The organism is Pseudomonas sp. PSKL.D1 (assembly GCF_028898945.1).
In the GTDB taxonomy this organism is placed as follows: Bacteria; Pseudomonadota; Gammaproteobacteria; order Pseudomonadales; family Pseudomonadaceae; genus Aquipseudomonas.
Window position 1 is genome coordinate 2,519,911 of sequence record NZ_CP118607.1, and the last position, 16,849, is coordinate 2,536,759.

General features: G+C 63.2%; 15 protein-coding genes. 9 read left to right on the top strand and 6 right to left on the bottom strand.

Features of this window, described 5'->3' with window-relative positions; genetic code table 11:
* Positions 1-13 precede the first annotated feature (13 nt).
* Entirely contained in the window at positions 14-883 is an 870-nt protein-coding gene (locus tag PVV54_RS11260) for a hypothetical protein (protein ID WP_274910003.1), read from the top strand.
* Positions 884-886: 3 nt separating this feature from the next.
* Here PVV54_RS11260 and PVV54_RS11265 read toward each other — a convergent pair whose 3' ends face one another.
* Entirely contained in the window at positions 887-1,177 is a 291-nt protein-coding gene (locus PVV54_RS11265; RefSeq protein WP_274910004.1) for a hypothetical protein, read from the bottom strand.
* 242 nt (positions 1,178-1,419) lie between these two features.
* On the opposite strand from PVV54_RS11265, the gene PVV54_RS11270 reads away from it, so the two are divergent.
* The 6 genes from PVV54_RS11270 to PVV54_RS11295 all read left to right on the top strand — a co-directional run bounded on the left by PVV54_RS11270 (position 1,420) and on the right by PVV54_RS11295 (position 7,637).
* Positions 1,420-3,237 (top strand): phospholipase D-like domain-containing protein, encoded by a 1,818-nt coding sequence (locus PVV54_RS11270; RefSeq protein ID WP_274910005.1) that lies wholly within the window; start codon positions 1,420-1,422, stop codon positions 3,235-3,237.
* A gap of 83 nt (positions 3,238-3,320) precedes the next feature.
* The gene (locus PVV54_RS11275; protein ID WP_274910006.1) at positions 3,321-4,499 is read left to right on the top strand and encodes an SEL1-like repeat protein; all 1,179 of its coding nucleotides are present in this window, start codon (positions 3,321-3,323) and stop codon (positions 4,497-4,499) included.
* 138 nt (positions 4,500-4,637) lie between these two features.
* Positions 4,638-5,066 carry a DUF2231 domain-containing protein gene (locus PVV54_RS11280; RefSeq protein ID WP_274910007.1) on the top strand — a complete coding sequence of 143 codons (429 nt, stop codon included), beginning with the start codon at positions 4,638-4,640 and terminating at the stop codon, positions 5,064-5,066.
* On the top strand, positions 5,063-6,355 hold the full coding sequence (locus tag PVV54_RS11285; protein WP_274910008.1) for a PQQ-dependent sugar dehydrogenase: 1,293 nt from the start codon (positions 5,063-5,065) through the stop codon (positions 6,353-6,355). The genes PVV54_RS11280 and PVV54_RS11285 overlap by 4 nt, the downstream gene beginning before the upstream one ends.
* Before the next feature lie 94 nt (positions 6,356-6,449).
* Positions 6,450-7,028 (top strand): hypothetical protein, encoded by a 579-nt coding sequence (locus PVV54_RS11290; protein ID WP_274910009.1) that lies wholly within the window; start codon positions 6,450-6,452, stop codon positions 7,026-7,028.
* A 102-nt stretch (positions 7,029-7,130) separates the two neighbouring features.
* On the top strand, positions 7,131-7,637 hold the full coding sequence (locus PVV54_RS11295) for a DMT family transporter (protein ID WP_274910010.1): 507 nt from the start codon (positions 7,131-7,133) through the stop codon (positions 7,635-7,637).
* 1 nt (position 7,638) lies between these two features.
* Here the strand turns inward: PVV54_RS11295 and PVV54_RS11300 are convergent, their stop codons facing one another.
* From PVV54_RS11300 to PVV54_RS11315, 4 genes are all read right to left on the bottom strand, one after another.
* Positions 7,639-8,547 carry a LysR family transcriptional regulator gene (locus PVV54_RS11300; protein ID WP_274910011.1) on the bottom strand — a complete coding sequence of 303 codons (909 nt, stop codon included), beginning with the start codon at positions 8,545-8,547 and terminating at the stop codon, positions 7,639-7,641.
* 36 nt (positions 8,548-8,583) lie between these two features.
* Positions 8,584-9,156 carry a molybdenum cofactor guanylyltransferase MobA gene (gene mobA / locus PVV54_RS11305; protein WP_274910012.1) on the bottom strand — a complete coding sequence of 191 codons (573 nt, stop codon included), beginning with the start codon at positions 9,154-9,156 and terminating at the stop codon, positions 8,584-8,586.
* A 61-nt stretch (positions 9,157-9,217) separates the two neighbouring features.
* The gene (locus PVV54_RS11310; protein ID WP_274910013.1) at positions 9,218-12,334 is read right to left on the bottom strand and encodes an efflux RND transporter permease subunit; all 3,117 of its coding nucleotides are present in this window, start codon (positions 12,332-12,334) and stop codon (positions 9,218-9,220) included.
* An 11-nt stretch (positions 12,335-12,345) separates the two neighbouring features.
* Positions 12,346-13,515: an efflux RND transporter periplasmic adaptor subunit gene (locus PVV54_RS11315; RefSeq protein ID WP_274910014.1), complete on the bottom strand. Its 1,170-nt coding sequence runs from the start codon at positions 13,513-13,515 to the stop codon at positions 12,346-12,348.
* 207 nt (positions 13,516-13,722) lie between these two features.
* Here PVV54_RS11315 and PVV54_RS11320 point away from each other — a divergent pair, with 207 nt between their 5' ends.
* Positions 13,723-14,424, top strand: coding sequence for a response regulator transcription factor (locus PVV54_RS11320; RefSeq protein ID WP_274910015.1), 702 nt, complete (start codon positions 13,723-13,725; stop codon positions 14,422-14,424).
* A gap of 6 nt (positions 14,425-14,430) precedes the next feature.
* A complete protein-coding gene (locus tag PVV54_RS11325; RefSeq protein WP_274910016.1) occupies positions 14,431-15,729 on the top strand; it encodes an ATP-binding protein in 1,299 nt (432 codons plus the stop codon).
* Here PVV54_RS11325 and PVV54_RS11330 read toward each other — a convergent pair.
* Positions 15,704-16,795, bottom strand: a complete 1,092-nt coding sequence (locus PVV54_RS11330; protein ID WP_274910017.1) for a GGDEF domain-containing protein — start codon at positions 16,793-16,795, stop codon at positions 15,704-15,706. The genes PVV54_RS11325 and PVV54_RS11330 overlap by 26 nt on opposite strands.
* Positions 16,796-16,849: the final 54 nt, after the last annotated feature.

Below are 16,849 nucleotides of genomic sequence, written 5' to 3' on the forward strand. Positions count from 1 at the left end.
CAAGGATGTGCTCATGATCAACCTCTTCAACCGCCTGAAAACCCTCCTGCAAGGCCAACCCACCCCGACACCCCCTGCAAGCCCCGGGTTGGCCCCCACCCAGCAAAACCTCGCCTGGCTGCCCCGCAACCAAGCGCCAGAGCCACTGGACATGGCCCTGCCCGAATGCCCGCCATTGAGCTTGGCGCCAGCCCCCCTGCAACAGCGTTACCGGGCATTCATCGCCCAGGTGGACGTAACCCGCGCACCCACCTTGGAACCGGTGCTGATCGATCAGGGCCAGCACCTGGCCAGCGCACTCAACCAACAAGCCATGAACTTGAGCAGCCGCCCCGCCTCTGAAAACTCCGATGAAATCTACTGGTTGCTGCAATGCGCCGCGCTGGTGGCCCTGCACACCCACGGCCTGCAATCGCCTGCCTTTGCCGCGTACCGCCAGCGCGTCGAGCAGTACCAGGCAGGCACCCGAACGGCCGACCAGGTTCAGGCGTTTGCGCGTTACATCGCCGGCAAGAGCCTGCCCGGCTACGCCGACGAGTGTTTTTCCGCCTCCCCAGGCGGCCACTTTCAAATCGTGGTGTCGCCATGGGAACCCAGGCATTCATTGTGGGTGCACACCCCCAGGCTTGTAGACCGGCAGCAAGGCACGTGCCTGTTCAGCTTTGCCGACCGGCAATGGTCGATGGACGCTGCCAACTGGGTAAATGCCAGTACCGTGCAACTGACCCTGCGCAAGTTCCCCGGTCATCAAACCCGCGAGGGTATTCGGGTGGTGATTGATTGCGCGCGCCGCTGTGGCTGGCTGCATGAGGGCCGTGAAGTCGAGTTGGCTGAGCTTGAAGCCGAGCTTGAGGCGCGACTGAATAGCGCGGGGCCGGGATGACGCCTAGCGCTTGCACTCCGCCAGCACCACCTGGCAAGTATTGGGTGTACCGCCGGAGCGGCCGGCATAGCGGATGCAGTTGTTCAACGACTTCTGCTTGGCAATGCTCAAGGTGTTACCCCAGGCCAACCCACCTTCGCCCAGGGTGGGGACGGCTTTGGCGAAGCAGTTGGAGCCTTGTGTGGCCGCGTAATAACTTGGCTTGCTTGAACAGCCAACGGTCAATGCCAGGCTGAGTACCAGCACACATTGGGTGATCCGCAGCGCATGATGTTGCGATATTCGTTTGGTCATGCGGATCGCTCCTGTTTTGATGGGTACTTGGTGATTCGTAATTAAAGTCCTTGGCTTGGGCGCCCTAAACAGTCAGATAAAATCCATGAGTGGAAATATTGTAGGAGAAATTACCTGTATAAGTAGGAAGCATCTGAATTAATTTCAGTGTATGGCTATTTGCAGTGTCGTGATCCAGTGTTAGCCGCAACTATCCTCGGGCATAACTTCCAGGGATAAAGGGTTAAACAAGGAACCAGATCATGATTAGCAGTGAAGCCGTTGTAGCTATAGTGCCCAGTCAGGACACTGAATGCATGCTGACGCCGCCGTGGTTCGTCGAGCGCACGGAATACGACCCGGCACTCACCCGATACACCCCCTTGGTCAACGGCGAGGAAACCTTCCGCGCCGTGCACCTGGCGCTGACCAACGCGAAGAAGTCGATCGACATCATTTGCTGGGGCTTCCAGCCCTCGATGTACCTGATCCGCGACGGCAGCGCCCCGTGCCTGGGCGAACTGCTGCTGGCCAAGGCCCGCGAAGGCGTGCAGGTGCGCATCCTCGGGTGGGAAATGCCGTTCAACCTGGCTGGCTTTGGTGGCGAGGGCAACCTGCCGGGCAAGGGCCTGCTGCGGCTCAAGGACCGCGCGATGCAGAGTTCGACCGAGGCGCAGTACGCCTTCGACCGGGAGTGGTTCCAGCTGTGCGAGGCCGACGATGACAAAGCGGCTGCCCGAGTTGTCAGTGGCATTCCGGTGTTCGTCAGCCGTGGTTTCAGCTGGAGCGAGCGGGCGGAAATCGATCACCACCTCAAGCGCCTGAACCTTGGCCCGCACGTCAGCCCTAGCGTGCGCAAGACCTTGCGGGCCAGCGTCACCCATCACCAGAAGAGCGTGCTGGTCGATTACGAGTTGCCCGACCACGCCGTTGGCTTCGTCATGGGTCACAACCTGCTCGACGAATACTGGGACACCGACGACCACTCGGCTCTGAACCGCGGCCTGAACACCAAGCCGGCGCCGGATCGCGGGGCGCGTGGCGACTTGCCGCGTCAGGACATCTCCAGCCAGATCAGCGGCCCGGTGCTGGAGCACCTTCACAAGAATTTTGCCACCGCCTGGCACCGGGAAACCGGTGAAGACCTGCTTGAAACCCGGCAGGCAAAAGCGGTGGCCAAGGCACTGCACCTTAAATCCGGCAGCGGCCAGCGCTTGATGAGCCAACTGCTGCGCACCCAGGCGCAGGAAGGTTCCTTTGAAATCGAGCCCTTGTACCTGCAGGCCGTGAACAACGCGACCCAGTTCATCTACATCGAGAACCAGTACTTTCGCTGGCCGCCGCTGGCCGAGGCGATCAAGAAGGCGGCGGTCGACCAGACCTGCGCCGGACGCGAACCGGGCAAGCATGGTGTGTTGCACTTGTTCGTGGTGACCAACGCCACCAAAGATGGGGTGGGGGCGGGAACGGTGAATACCCAGCGCATGATGGCAAGCCTGGGCCGGGCCAACACCATGCCGAATGTGACCAAGCAGTTGCGGATCAAACAGCTGAAAAAGGACGCACCGCCCCGGCCAAGGCTGGATTCGGCGAATGACCACATGGGCCGACGCGCGCAAGCGAAGTGGGACACGGCCCTGAATCTGCAGATCAAGGAGATTGAAGAAGAGGAACTCAGACCGGAGGAAATCCCGGGGCTGAAAGTGCATGTGTGCTCGCTGGTGGCGCCGGATTCCCCGGCGGGGCTGCCGTGGGTGCCGGTGTATGTGCATTCGAAGTTGATGATTGTGAATGATGTGTTTACCACGCATGGCTCGGCGAATATCAACACGCGGAGTATGCGGGGTGATAGTGAGTTGAATATTGCGCATGAGTGGGCGAGTGAGACGCAGAAGTTGCGGCGGCGGTTGTGGGGACTACATACAAATAAAAAGGGGGTGCAAGATGATGCCAAGGAGGCTTTCGAAGCCTGGCGGAAAATAATGGATAAGCAGAAAGATTTTGAAAAAGAAGGGATGTCACCGAAAGCTTCGATCGTGGAGTTTTATTATGCAGAGGCAGCGATCAGGGATCTAGATTGATGAGATTAACTGTGTTCGCTGCGTGTTTATTCTTGGTCGCCTGCGGTTCAGGCGGGTCCTTTAGCTATCAAAGAGATAAAGCAATGCCGTCACTTGAATGTGTCGATTCCAAGCTCGCATTTACCTGCGCCCATGAAAAAATTCCGGCGGCCTCAGCGGAGGTGGAGGTGTTGTTTCAGTATGCTCGCTGGCTACAGAAAAATAATCAACTGAAACGGGATCCGGATGTTAATAGGGAAATCGAGCGGCTGTATCGTATTAGTGTTGAAAATGATCACTACAAGGCCAATGTCAATCTGCAAAATGGCAGTATGCGAGGGCACTTCAAGCTGCGAGGTTGGGAGCATCTTCGCCTCAGCGAAAAACTGATTGAGGCTAACGTAGCGACGGGCTATTTGTTTGTTTCGTATTTTCTTGAGCAAGGGGCGGCGGGATTGCAACAGAACTCTGAAATGGCATTGCGGTACTTACGAAAGGCGGCCGATGAAGGCAGTGCAAAGGCTCAGTATGAGGTCGCGGAAAAGTTGGCGCCCATTAAAGTAGCTCCTAAAATCGCACGACAAATGCGCCGCTGTGCTGCAGAGCAGCTTCATGGAAAGGCGGCAGTAGCATTAGGTGTCAATCTTCAGACCAAGGGCGAATATCGCGAATCAATCGAGGTGTTGCAGATGGGGGTGGCAGGTGGCTACGAACATGCTGCTGGCCGGTTAAGAAACGCATTTGAAGGTGCCGATGCTTCGGATGTATTCGATTACTACGGACAAATACAAGATCTGGAGCGCGCTGAACGCTATCGCGCTATTTGGAGCATGCTCGCAGATTACTCCTATGCCAATCCTAGTGTTCTGGAAATCAACGACATCGTACCATTGCCCCCGGCCAAGTTACCGCCATGGGACGGCAAACTCCAATGGCTGGAAGCCCGCCTCGCCAACATCCCGCCAGAAAAACCCAGCGAAGCCCTCATCCACAAACTGGCCAAAGAAAAAGTCCTGGACCCCGCCACCGGCAAACCCATGCCCGGCTCTCCGGCATTCGGCGGTGCCAACTTCCCGATCATGCGATGTGTCAGCGGTAAACCCTGCCCGGCAAGTGGCTACTGGAAGGCCTACATCAACAGTTACAACGATGAAATCCGTTATATCAATGAAGGAGACGTGATGCCGCTCTACGAAGAAACAGTCGCACATCGACGGATGTGGCCGCTGCGTAAAAAGGTTGTCCATCACAAGCTTCGTATCGACTGGGGATTGCTCGGGTGAGGCGTTCTCTTTGAGTGGGGCTGGCCAACCCCGCCGTTGGCCAACCTCCACTGAACTATCCTGCCCCGGGGTACTCAAGTTTTACGCGCCTCACGTCAAACCCTGACATCTTCCGGTGGCTGAATGAAAGGAGTCTCTGTGACCACATCTACCCAACCCTACACACGCTGCACACCCAGCCCATTACACGGCATCCTGCTGGCCGGCTCGGTACCCTTGTTCCTCGGTGCCTTGCTCAGCGACATTGCCTACTACAACAGCTACCAGATCCAGTGGAGCAATTTCGCCTCCTGGCTGATCGCCGGTGGCCTGCTGTTCTGCGGCCTGGCGGTGCTGTTTGCCTTGGCCAACCTGGCCCGTGCCGAGCGCAAGGGCGGGCGGCCGACGGTGTATTTGCTGTTGCTGCTGGCCACCTGGGTGCTGGGGCTGATCAACGCCTTCGAACACGCCAAGGACGCCTGGGCCGTGATGCCTGCGGGGCTGATCCTGTCGGTGGTGGTGACCGCGCTGGCCGTGATCGCCGCCTGGCTGGGCCTGAGCAACCTGCGTTCGGGAGGTGCGGCATGAAGCCTTTGCATGTATTGCCTGCATTGGGCGTGGCGCTGCTGTTGGGCGGTTGCGGCGGGGAGGGCGAGGCGACCCAGGCGCTGGGGCCGGACCCGAAGCTGCCGGCGCCGGAGCGGGGTTTGCTGCCGAGCATGAAAATCGCCCAACCAGCGTTGTGGGGCGAGCAGAAGCCCACCGTGCCGGAGGGCTACAGCATCACCGCGATTGCCACCGACCTGAAAATACCGCGCCAAAGCCTGGTGTTGCCCAACGGTGACATCATCGTGGCCGAAGGCCGGGGCGGCAGTGCGGCCAAGCTCAAGCCCAAGGATGTGATTGCCAGCCAGATCAAGGCCAAGGGCAACACCCAGGTCAAGGGTGGCAACCGCCTCACCCTGTTGCGCGATGCCGATGGCGACGGCAAATACGAGCTGCAAACGGTGTTTGCCGACCAGCTCAATGCCCCCTACGGCCTGGCCTTCGCCGATGGCAAGCTGTACGTGGCCAACCAGGATGCACTGGTGCGCTTTGACTACCAGGACGGCCAGACCAAAGCCGGTGGCCCACCGGTAAAAGTGACTGACCTGCCTGCCGAGATCAATCACCACTGGACCAAGGCGCTGACCATCAGCCCCGATGGCCGCTACCTGTATGTGGGCATCGGTTCCAACAGCAACATCACCGAGCGTGGCATGGAGGCGGAAGTCGACCGCGCCATGGTGTGGCAGGTCGATGCCCAAACCGGTGCGCACAAGCCGTACGCCACAGGCCTGCGCAACCCCACGGCGCTGACCATTCAGCCAGACACCGGGCAGCTGTGGACGGTGGTCAACGAGCGTGACGAGCTGGGCCCGGACCTGGTGCCGGATTACCTCACCTCGGTGCAAGAGGGCGGCTTTTACGGCTGGCCTTACAGCTACTGGGGCCAGCATGTGGATGAGCGGGTCAGGCCGCAGAACCCGGCCAAGGTCGCCGCCGCCATCAAGCCGGATTACAGCCTGGGGTCGCACGTTGCAGCGCTGGGTGTGGACTTCTCCATCCCGGCCATGGGCGAGCGCTTTGCCAACGGTGTGTTCGTGGGCGAGCACGGCAGCTGGAACCGCCCGAACCCGGTGGGCTACAAGGTGATCTTCGTGCCGTTCAGTGCGGGCAAGGCGGCGGGTGAGCCGATCGACTTCGCCACGGGCTTCCGTGGCGAGGACGGCAAGACGCGTGGCCGGCCGGTGGGCGTCACCGTTGACCCGCGCGGCGCGCTGATCATTGCCGATGACCTGGCCAATACCGTGTGGCGCGTCACGCGTAATCCGTGATTGGCGCAAGGCAGGTTGCCGGGTTGTGACTATGCTTGCTTGCGCATGAACCGTTCATGCGCAAACCCGGTTTCAACCACAGGGAAGCAGGCCTATGAACCCAATTTGCACGCTCGCCCGCGCCGTTGCGCTGGCTTCACTGCTGTCCACGGCCAGTTTTGCCGTACAGGCGGCCGACATCCCGATTGCCAGCGAGGCACTGGAAAGCCACATCACCACGCAAGTCACGGCCATCGACCTGGCCAACCGGCAAGTGACGGTGAAAGGCGCCAATGACAAGGACGTGACCTTCCAGCTCACGGAAAAGGCCAAGGCCCTGCCAAACCTCAAAGTGGGTGACCAGGTGGACATCTACGTCACCCGGGCGGTGGCTTACGTGCTCAACACCGAGGTGGGCGGCGCGCCAAAAATGAGCAACGAGTCTGGCAGCATTCGCGCTACCGAGGCCAACCCCAACCCGGGCGGCGAGGCGTTCCGCCAGGTGCGGGTGACGTCGCAGATCAAGAAAATCGACCTCAAAACCCATGAAGTGAGCCTGCTGCCGCCGGAAGGCAAATTGCAGGTGGTGAAAGTCGAAGACCCGAACCTGCAGGCGCGCATGGGCAACCTCAAGGAGGGGCAGACCGTCGATGCCATTTACACCGAAGTATTGAGAATCGAGACGTCGCGCTGATGTTATTCGTCCTGCGCATGTAGCGGTTGCAGCGTTTCGATTTCCATCCGCTTCATGGATTGCCGATGATGGGTTCATCCTGTGTGCAGAGTGAACCCATCGATGCCTAACAAAACCTTGTTGCTTGCCTTTGTTCCCGTATTCATGGCCCTGCTGGCCGGTGCCGTGCTGCCGTTTCAGGCAGCGGGCAATGCGGCCGTTGGCCGTGCATTGGGCCATTGGTTGTGGGGCGCGTTCACCTCGCTCACGGTCAGCTCGCTGGTGGTGGTGGCGGCGCTGCTGATACTGCGGGTGCCCATGCCTGACCTGGGCAAAGCGATGCAGGGGCCTTGGTGGCTGTGGGTGGGTGGCGTGCTGGGCGCGCTGTACGTGGCCGGTGCCGCCGCGCTGACGCCGAAGCTGGGCACGGCGGGGTTTCTGGTGCTGGTAGTGGCCGGGCAGATTCTGGTGTCGGTGCTGGTCGACCATTTCGGGCTGGTGGGGGTTGCCAGCAAACCGATGAACCTGGCCCGGGTTGCCGGGGTTGTGCTGATTCTGGCCGGGGTGCTGCTGGTGCAGGGCGGCTGGCCGGCTGAACCGGCTGCGGTGGTGAAGCAGTCGCAAGGCTGAGTCAGTGGCCGGGCTGGCTGCATGCCCAAAAGGCTTCGCGCAGCCAGCGATGGCCGGGGTCGCTGTCTTTTCTTACGTGCCAGGCCTGTTGATACGCCAGCGCCGGGATCGGCAACGGCGGTGCGAAGGTGCGCAAGGTCTTGTGCGCGCGCAAGGGGCCGACAGCGCGGCTGGCGACGGTCAGCACCAGGTCGGTGCCCGCCAGCACTTCCACCGCTGCGCTCCAGTGGGGCAGGGCCAGGGCGATGTGCCTGCGCAGGCCCCGGCGGGCCAATGCGCGTTCAATTTCATCGTGCGCATCGGGGCGCATGGCCATCAACACATGGGGGCGCGCCAGCCAGTCATCCAGGCCGAGGCCGCCGCTGGCAGGCAGCACCTGGCGGTCAGCCACGCTGATGAAACTGTCTTCGAACAGGGTTTGCACGGCGATGTCCTGGGGCCGCTCGGGGAAAATGCCGAAGGCCAAGTCCAGTTCGCCATCGAGCAACTGGGCCAGCATGGTCTCGCGGCTGGCCTGACTGATGGCCAGGTCCACGCCGGGTGCGGCCCGTCGCACATAGCGCATCAGGGGCGGCAGGATGATGCGCGAGGCATAGTCGGACAACGACAGGCGAAAGCGCCGCTGCGCCTGGGCAGGCTCGAACTGCGGGGTGGCGAGCAGGCCGTTGAGGCTGCCCAAGGCATCCTGCAAGGGTTTGGCCAGGGCCTGGGCGCGGGCGGTGAGCACCATCTGGCCGCGTTGGCGAACCAGCAAGGGGTCGTTGAAGTGGGCGCGCAGTTGCGCCAGCGCATGGCTGACCGCCGGCTGGCTGCGGTGCAGGCGCAGGGCGGCGCGGGTGACGTGCCGTTCGCTGAGCAGCGCATGCAGGGCCAACAGCAGGTTGAGGTCGATCTTGCGCAGTTCATCCATGGGGCGAATGTGACCGGGTGGGATTGAAGGGTTGCATCAGGCTAGCAAATCCGGGCTGTTGAAGTTGCTCAGCCGCGGATCAGCCTTGCCACAGTCCAGTGCTTGCATCGCCCCGCGCAACAGGGCTTTTTGCAGGCTGCGTTCGCCTTCGGCCCATGCCTGTTGCAGTACGGGCAACACCGAGCGCGGCAGTACGCAGAACATTGGTTGCCAATACCCGCCCTGACGCACCATGGCCGTACTGTCGCTGGCCACGGCAAGGCTCAAGAGGCCCTCGATCAAGGTTTTATCCACCAAGGGCGCATCGCACGCCAGCACCACCACCCACTCGTGCTGCGCCACCGCCAGGCCCGCGATCACGCCGGCCAGTGGCCCGGGGAAGTCCGCCTCGGCGTCTGCCACCAACTGGTCGGCAAAGGGCCGGTACTGCTCGGCGTTGCGGTTGCATGACACCACCACATCGTCGCTCAGTGGCCGCACCACTCGGTGCACATGCGCCACCAAGGGCTCGCCGCGCCATGGCACCAGCCCTTTGTCGCGCCCGCCCATGCGCAGGCCGCGGCCACCGGCCAGAATGAGGATGGAGCAGGGGGGCAAGGCAGGGTGCATGAAAAAGGGTTCCGGGCAGTCAATGCCCGGAACCCTCTCATTCAGCGCGGCGGTTGTCCAGTCAGGCTTGCTCGCCGGCGGGTTGTTCAACCGGGGGCCGTTTGCTCAGGCGCATCACCACCACGAAGAACACCGGCACGAACACCACGGCCAGGGTGGCGCTGAGCATCCCGCCGATCACCCCGGTGCCGATCGCCTGCTGGCTGGCCGAACTGGCGCCGGTGGCGATGGCCAGGGGCACCACACCCAGAATGAAGGCCAGCGAGGTCATCACGATGGGGCGCAGACGCAAGCGGGCGGCCTGCACGGCGGCCTCGACGGCATCGACGCCCTGGTCCACCAGGCTTTTGGCGAACTCGATGATCAGGATGGCGTTTTTCGCCGACAGGCCGATCAGGGTGATCAGGCCGACCTTGAAGAACACATCGTTGGGCATGCCGCGCAGGGTTACCGCCAGCACCGCACCCAACACGCCGAGTGGCACCACCAGCAACACGGCGGTGGGGATCGACCAGCTTTCGTACAGCGCCGCCAGGCACAGGAACACCACCAGCAGCGACAGCGCCATCAGCAGCGGTGCCTGGCTGCCCGACAAGCGCTCCTGCAACGACAGCCCAGTCCATTCAAGGCCTGCACCCGCGGGCAACTGGGCCACCAGCCGTTCGACTTCGGCCATGGCCTCGCCCGAGCTGTAGCCGGCCGCCGGCTCGCCGGAGATCGACACGGCCGGGTAGCCGTTGTACCGGGTGAGCTGTACCGGGCCGCTGACCCATTTGGCCTGCACGAATGCCCCCAATGGCACCATCTTGCCGCTGCTGTTGCGCACGTGGATTTTCAGCAGGTCTTCCACCTGGCTGCGCTGGTCACCCTCGGCCTGCACCACCACCCGCTGCATGCGCCCCTGGTTGGGGAAGTCGTTCACGTAGTTGGAGCCCACCGCGGTGTTCAGCACTTCACCAATATCGGCAAACGACACGCCCAGCGCATTGGCCTGGCGCCGGTCGACTTCCAGTTGCACCTGTGGGCTTTCCGCCAGCGAGGCTTCACGCACGTTGGCCAGCACCTTGCTCTTGCCGGCGTTGGCCAACAGTTCGTCGCGGGCGGCCATCAGCGCGGCATGGCCCAGGCCGCCCCGGTCCTGCAAACGGAACTCGAAACCGGTGGATTCGCCCAAGCCGTCGATGGGCGGCGGCAGCACGGAGAAGGCCACGGCATCCCTGATCTGGCTGAAGGCCTGGGTCGCACGGTCGGCGATGGACTGTGCGCTGTCCTCCCCCCCACGCTCGGACCAGTCCTTGAGCGTGGTGAACGTCAAGGCAGCGTTCTGGCCGCTGCCCGAGAAGCTGAAGCCCAGAATCACGGTGGTGTTGCCAACCCCGGGTTCCCCGGCGTTGTGCGCCTCGATCTGCGCCGCCACGTGCTCGGTGCGCATGCGGCTGGCACCCGGTGGCAGTTGCACGTCGGTGATGGTGTAACCCTGGTCTTCGGTGGGCAGGAAGGCGGTGGGCAATTGGCTGAAGCCATAACCCAGCACGCCCAGCAGCACCGCGTACACCAGCAGGTAGCGGCCACTGCGCCTGAGCGCCTGCATCACCCAGCGCTGGTAGCCGTTGCTCACCGCTTCGAAGCCGCGGTTGAAACCGCCGAAAAAGCCTTTGCGGGCGTGCTGCTCGCCTTTGGCCACCGGTTTGAGCAGCGTGGCGCACAGGGCCGGGGTCAGGCTCAGGGCCAAAAACGCCGAGAACAGGATCGACACCGCCATGGACACCGAAAACTGCTGGTAGATCACGCCCACCGAGCCTTTCATGAAGGCCATCGGCAAGAACACCGCCACCAGCACCAGGGTGATGCCGATGATGGCGCCGCTGATCTGGCCCATGGCCTTGCGTGTAGCCTCTTTAGGCGGCAAGCCTTCCTCGGCCATGATCCGCTCGACGTTCTCCACCACCACGATGGCATCGTCCACCAGGATGCCAATGGCCAGCACCATGCCGAACAGCGTCAGCACGTTGACCGAAAAGCCCATGGCCAGCATCACGGCGAAAGTGCCTGCCAGCGCCACGGGCACCACCAGGGTCGGGATCAGTGTGTAGCGCAGGTTCTGCAGGAACAGGAACATCACCGCAAACACCAGCAGCATGGCTTCGAACAGGGTGTTGATGACCTGCTGGATCGACACCTTGACGAAGGGCGAGGTGTCGTAAGGGATGTCCCACTTCACGCCCTCGGGGAAGTAGGGCGCCAGTTGCTCCATTTTCTCGCGCACCAGAGTGGCGGTTTGCATGGCATTGGCGCCCGGCGCCAGCTGCACGGCAAAGGCCGTGGCCGGTTTGCCGTTCAGGCGTGTGCCGTATTGGTATTCCTGGGCGCCGACTTCCACCCGCGCGACATCACCGATGGTCACGCTGGACCCGTCCGGGTTGGCCCGCAGCACGATGGCGGCGAATTCTTCGGGCGTGCTCAACTGGCCCTTGACCAACACGTTGGCGGTGATTTCCTGGGTGCCGCGTGCGGGCAGGTCGCCGATGCTGCCGGGGGCAACCTGGGCGTTCTGCGCGGCGATGGCGTTGGCCACGTCGTTGGGCGTGAGGTTGAAGCCAATCAGCTTGCGTGGGTCGATCCAGATGCGCATGGCGCGTTCGGAGCCATACAGCTGCGCCTTGCCCACACCCTTGAGGCGGCGGATTTCGTTCATCACGTTGCGCGCCAGAATGTCGGACAACGCGGTTTCATCCAGGCTGCCGTCTTCGGAGGTGAGGGTGCCGAGCAGCAGGAAGCCCGTGGACACCTTTTCCACCTGCAAGCCCTGCTGGGTCACCGGGCGCGGCAAGCGTGACTCCACCACCTTGAGGCGGTTTTGCACATCCACCTGGGCCAGGTCCGGGTGCGTGCCCGGCTCGAAGGTGGCGGTAATGGTGGCGCTGCCCAGGCTGCTTTGCGATTCGAAGTACAGCAGATTGTCGGCGCCGTTGAGCTCCTGCTCGATCAGGCTCACCACGCTTTCGTCCATGGTCGCGGCCGAGGCGCCGGGGTACACGGCGTAGATTTCCACCTGCGGTGGCGCCACGTTGGGGTACTGCGCAACCGGTAGCTGCGGGATGGCCAGCGCACCGGCCAGCAGGATGAACAGCGCGACCACCCAGGCGAAAATCGGGCGGTCGATGAAGAACTGCGGCATGGGTCAGGCCCTCACTGGCCGTTGTGCTGGGCGATGGGCGCGTTGCCCGTGGAGGCGTCGACCTGAACTTGGTCACCGGCCTTGACGTGCTGCAGGCCTTCGACCACCACGCGCTCGCCGGGTGCCAGGCCCTCGCTGACGACCCAGCGGTCGCCCAGCGCGTTGCCCAGGGTGACCGGGCGTTCGCTGATTTGGGCCTGGGCATCGACCACCAACACTTTGGGCACGCCAGCGCTGTCACGCAGAATTGCCCGTTGCGGCACGCTCAGGCCCTTGGGCTGCACCGCTTGCTGCAGGCGCACGCGCACGTAGCTGCCGGGCAGCAGGTCGAGGTCAGGGTTGGGGAATTCGCTGCGCAGGGTGATCTGATTGGTGCTGGGGTCGACGCTGATGTCCGAGAACAGCAGCTTGCCAGGCAGCGGGTAGGCGCTGCCGTCGTCCTGGATCAGCGTGGCGCGGGCCTCGCTGGCACCGGCCTGTTGCAATTCACCGGCCCGCAGCGCGCGGCGCAGGGCGTTCAGCTCGCGGGTGGACTGGGTGATGTCGGCGTGGATCGGGTCCAGTTGCTGGATGGTGGCCAGCGGCGTGGTTTCGTTTTGCCCCACCAGTGCGCCCTCGGTCACCAGTGCGCGGCCGATGCGCCCGGCAATGGGGGCGGTGACGGTGGCGTAGCCGAGGTTCAGGCGGGCCCGTTCCAGGGCCGCCTTGGCTTCGGCCACGGCGGCGTCCGCTTGCAGGAAAGCAGCCCGGGCGTTGTCGTATTCCTGGCGGCTGACGGCCTTGTCGTCCACCAACTGGCGGTAGCGCTGCTCCTGCAGGCGCGCCTGGTACAGGTTGGCCTGGGCCTTGGCCAGCGTGGCGCGGGCGCTGTCGTGGTCGGCCTTGAACGGGGCCGGGTCGATCAGGAACAGCACATCGCCCTGCTTGACGTCGCTGCCTTCGCGGTAGACCCGCTTGAGCACCACACCGGCCACCCGGGCGCGCACTTCGGCGGTGCGCGGGGCGAGGATGCGGCCGCTGAGCTCGGTGCTGATGGCCAGGGGTTGCAGTTGCAGGGTTTCGACGCGTACCTGGGGCACAGGTGGTTTGGCGGCCTGTTCGGTGGCGTCGTTGCAACCGGCCAGTGCCAGCAGCGCCAAGAGCGCAACGGGGCGCAGGCGAAGGGGGGGAATGATAGGCATACGGATCTTCCGATGATGACCGGGTGCATGCTACGGCAGGAACGACAGTGATGGCTGTTAGCAGCTGTAGGATGTGTGTGAAAAAGTGTGAAGATTAGCCCTGCGTCGGCCTGGGGATCTATATTGTGCCTGTCTGTGCCGGCCTCTTCGCGGGTTTACCCGCGAAGAGGCCGGTGAAGTTTTCACTCGCCCATGTTGCAACCCTCTATGCCAAACATCCTCCTGGTAGAAGACGACAGCGCCTTGTCCGAACTCATCGCCAGCTACCTGCAACGTAACGAATTCCATGTCCGGGTGATCGCCCGGGGCGACCATGTGCTGGAGGCCTTCCACCAGGACAAGCCCGACCTGGTCATCCTCGACCTGATGCTGCCCGGCATCGACGGCCTGCAGGTGTGCCGGCTGCTGCGCCAGGCCTCGCTGAGCCTGCCAATCCTGATGCTCACTGCCCGCGATGACAGCCACGACCACGTGCTGGGCCTGGAAATGGGCGCCGACGACTACGTGACCAAACCCTGCGAGCCACGGGTGCTGCTGGCCCGGGTGCGCACCTTGCTGCGGCGCAGCAGCGTCAATGAACCGCGGCTGGACAGCGACCAGATTCTGATCGGTGGCCTGCGCATCGACCTGGCCGAGCGCCTGGTCAGCTGGCGGGGCGAAGAGGTGGAACTGTCCAGCGGCGAATACAACCTGCTGGTGGTGCTGGCGCGCAACGCGGGCGAAGTGCTCAGCCGCGACCGCATCCTGCAGCAGTTGCGCGGCATCGAGTTCAACGGCACTGACCGTTCGGTGGACGTGGCCATTTCCAAGCTGCGCCGCAAGTTCGACGACAGCGCCGGTGAAGCCCGCAAGATCAAGACCGTGTGGGGCAAGGGCTACCTGTTCAGCCGCGTCGAGTGGGAGTGCTGAAGCCCCATGCTGAAGATCCTGGTGCGCCTGTACCTGGTGATCATCGTTGCCTATGCCGGTGCGTTGCTGTTGATCCCCGACACCATCGTCGGCCTGTTCCATGACCGCTTCATGGCCTACAACCTGGACCAGGCCAAGGGTGTGCAAACCCTGATCGTGCGCCAGTTCAGGCAAACCCCGCGCGAGCAGTGGCCGGCGGTGCAGCAGGACCTGGCCAAGGCGTTCGCGCCGCTCGAACTCACCTTGCAGCGCATCGACCAGGCTGGCTTGAGTACGGCCGAGCGCGCCCGCCTGGAGCACGGTTTGTTCGCGGTGCGGATTGCCGAGTGGGGCTACTACGAAACAGTGCTGGCGCCGCTGGACGATCAATGGTTGGTCAGCCTGCACGCACCGCCGGACCCGTTCGACATCAACGTGCTGTCGTGGGGCGTGACGGTGCTGATCGGCGCCGCCATGCTCGGCTGCCTGCTGCTGTGGGTGTGGCCGCACTGGCGCGACCTGGAGCGCCTGAAGGAAACCGCCCGGCGCCTGGGCCAAGGCCAGATGGCCGAGCGCACGCACATTTCGCCGCATTCTAACATCGGCGAGCTGGCGGGGGTGTTCGACACCATGGCCAGCGACCTGGAGCGCCACGTCAACCAGCAGCGCGAACTGCTCAATGCGGTGTCCCACGAGCTGCGCACGCCGCTCACCCGCCTGGACTTCGGCCTGGTGCTGCTGTTTGACGAGGTGCCGCCCACCAGCCGCAAACGCCTGCTGGAACTGGTCGGCCATGTGCGCGAACTGGACGAACTGGTGCTCGAGTTGCTGTCCTACAGCCGGTTGTACAATGCTGACCAGGCGCGTGAGCGGGTGGAAGTGTCGTTGCTGGAGCTGGTCGACAGCGTGCTGGGTGGCTTCGCCGAAGAACTCGACAGCCGCGGCATCCAGTGGGAGGTACGCGCCGAAGAAGGCCTGCCGCGCTTTGTACTCGACCCGCGGCTGACTGCCCGGGCGGTGCAGAACCTGGTGCGCAACGCCATGCGCTATTGCGACCAGAGCCTGCTGCTGCGTTTGCGTCTGGAAGCGGACGGCGCGTGCCTGCTGACCGTCGAGGATGACGGCATCGGCATTCCGGCCGAAGAGCGGGAGCGGATCTTCCAGCCGTTCTACCGCCTGGACCGCAGCCGCGACCGCAGCACCGGCGGCTTTGGACTGGGCCTGGCGATCAGCCGGCGGGCGATCGAGGGGCAGGGCGGCACCCTGACGGTGGCGCAGTCGGCCTTGGGCGGCGCGCAGTTCAGGATTCGCTTGCCAGCCGGCTAGACCACAGCACGTAGCGGTCCTTGCCGGTGTGCTTGGCCTCGTACAGGGCCTGGTCGGCCTTGATCAGGGCCATGGTCAGGGTGTCGTCGTCGTTGATATGGGCCAGGCCGATACTGATGGTCACCGGGTGCTCGCCCGTGTCTTCGCGCACGCGCTGGCACAGGTCGCTGACCTGCTGCTCGGCCGCGGGCTGGTCCAGGCCCTGAAAGATCACGGCGAACTCCTCGCCGCCCAGCCTGGCGAACTCCTGGCCGGCCATCGCTGCGCGGATGTGCACGGCTACACGCTTGAGCACTTCGTCACCAACGTCATGGCCAAAGCGGTCGTTGACCTTCTTGAAGTTGTCGATGTCGATCATCGCCAGGTATTGCCCGGGTGCGGCGGCCTTGAGTTGCCGCTCGGCCTTGAGCATGAACGAGCGGCGGTTGGGGATGTCGGTCAGCACGTCCACGTAGGCTTGTTCCAGCAGCATCTTGGACATGTAGTAGTTGTGCAGTTTGGTCTGGCGCAGGCGCAGGTAGCTGTAGATCACCAGGCCGCTGAGGAAGATTGCGTAGCTCAGCACCATGGCGGCTTCCAGGTCGTCCAGGTCGATATTGGTGTCGTAGAAAGGGTTGAGCATGGCCCAGGTGATGGCCATTGCGCAGAAGAACGACCAGCGCCGCACCGGCAGCACCGACACGCTGTACAGCACCGTGGAGGTGCCCAGCGCCAGCCATACCGGGCGCAGGGCAATGGGGATGCCTTCGATGACCAGGCGCATGCCCAAGGTGATGACGGTGATGAACAGCAGGTTGAGCACATCGAAATGGTGGCTGTGCCGGGTGAAGCCCAACACCACGGTCAGGCTGCCCATCAAGGCCAGGAACAGGCCGGAAAGCCAGGTGAAGCCTTGGCCGCCGATGTAGCTGACGATCAGGTCGAAGACCAGCCACACCACAATGCTGACGCAGAAAATCAGCTGGCAAAAGCGGCGCGAGACGTCGAATTCGTGCTGGCGGAACTCGGCGCGCAGGGCGGCGGGGGCGACCTGTTGGCGGACGTGGTCTTCGATGGTTTTGAACATCGAGGGCTCCTGCGATAAAGGCTTGGCCTGTGCTGGCCTCATCGCGGATGAATC

What these genes read in the sequence shown, in the direction of transcription:
- PVV54_RS11275 (WP_274910006.1), top strand. Translation starts at nt 3,321, where the DNA reads ATGCCGTCACTTGAATGTGTCGATTCCAAGCTCGCATTTACCTGCGCC.
- PVV54_RS11295 (WP_274910010.1), top strand. Translation starts at nt 7,131, where the DNA reads ATGCCTAACAAAACCTTGTTGCTTGCCTTTGTTCCCGTATTCATGGCC.
- PVV54_RS11320 (WP_274910015.1), top strand. Translation starts at nt 13,723, where the DNA reads ATGCCAAACATCCTCCTGGTAGAAGACGACAGCGCCTTGTCCGAACTC.
- PVV54_RS11265 (WP_274910004.1), bottom strand. Translation starts at nt 1,177, where the DNA reads ATGACCAAACGAATATCGCAACATCATGCGCTGCGGATCACCCAATGT.
- PVV54_RS11290 (WP_274910009.1), top strand. Translation starts at nt 6,450, where the DNA reads ATGAACCCAATTTGCACGCTCGCCCGCGCCGTTGCGCTGGCTTCACTG.
- PVV54_RS11300 (WP_274910011.1), bottom strand. Translation starts at nt 8,547, where the DNA reads ATGGATGAACTGCGCAAGATCGACCTCAACCTGCTGTTGGCCCTGCAT.
- PVV54_RS11285 (WP_274910008.1), top strand. Translation starts at nt 5,063, where the DNA reads ATGAAGCCTTTGCATGTATTGCCTGCATTGGGCGTGGCGCTGCTGTTG.
- PVV54_RS11315 (WP_274910014.1), bottom strand. Translation starts at nt 13,515, where the DNA reads ATGCCTATCATTCCCCCCCTTCGCCTGCGCCCCGTTGCGCTCTTGGCG.
- PVV54_RS11330 (WP_274910017.1), bottom strand. Translation starts at nt 16,795, where the DNA reads ATGTTCAAAACCATCGAAGACCACGTCCGCCAACAGGTCGCCCCCGCC.
- PVV54_RS11310 (WP_274910013.1), bottom strand. Translation starts at nt 12,334, where the DNA reads ATGCCGCAGTTCTTCATCGACCGCCCGATTTTCGCCTGGGTGGTCGCG.
- PVV54_RS11270 (WP_274910005.1), top strand. Translation starts at nt 1,420, where the DNA reads ATGATTAGCAGTGAAGCCGTTGTAGCTATAGTGCCCAGTCAGGACACT.
- mobA (WP_274910012.1), bottom strand. Translation starts at nt 9,156, where the DNA reads ATGCACCCTGCCTTGCCCCCCTGCTCCATCCTCATTCTGGCCGGTGGC.
- PVV54_RS11260 (WP_274910003.1), top strand. Translation starts at nt 14, where the DNA reads ATGATCAACCTCTTCAACCGCCTGAAAACCCTCCTGCAAGGCCAACCC.
- PVV54_RS11325 (WP_274910016.1), top strand. Translation starts at nt 14,431, where the DNA reads ATGCTGAAGATCCTGGTGCGCCTGTACCTGGTGATCATCGTTGCCTAT.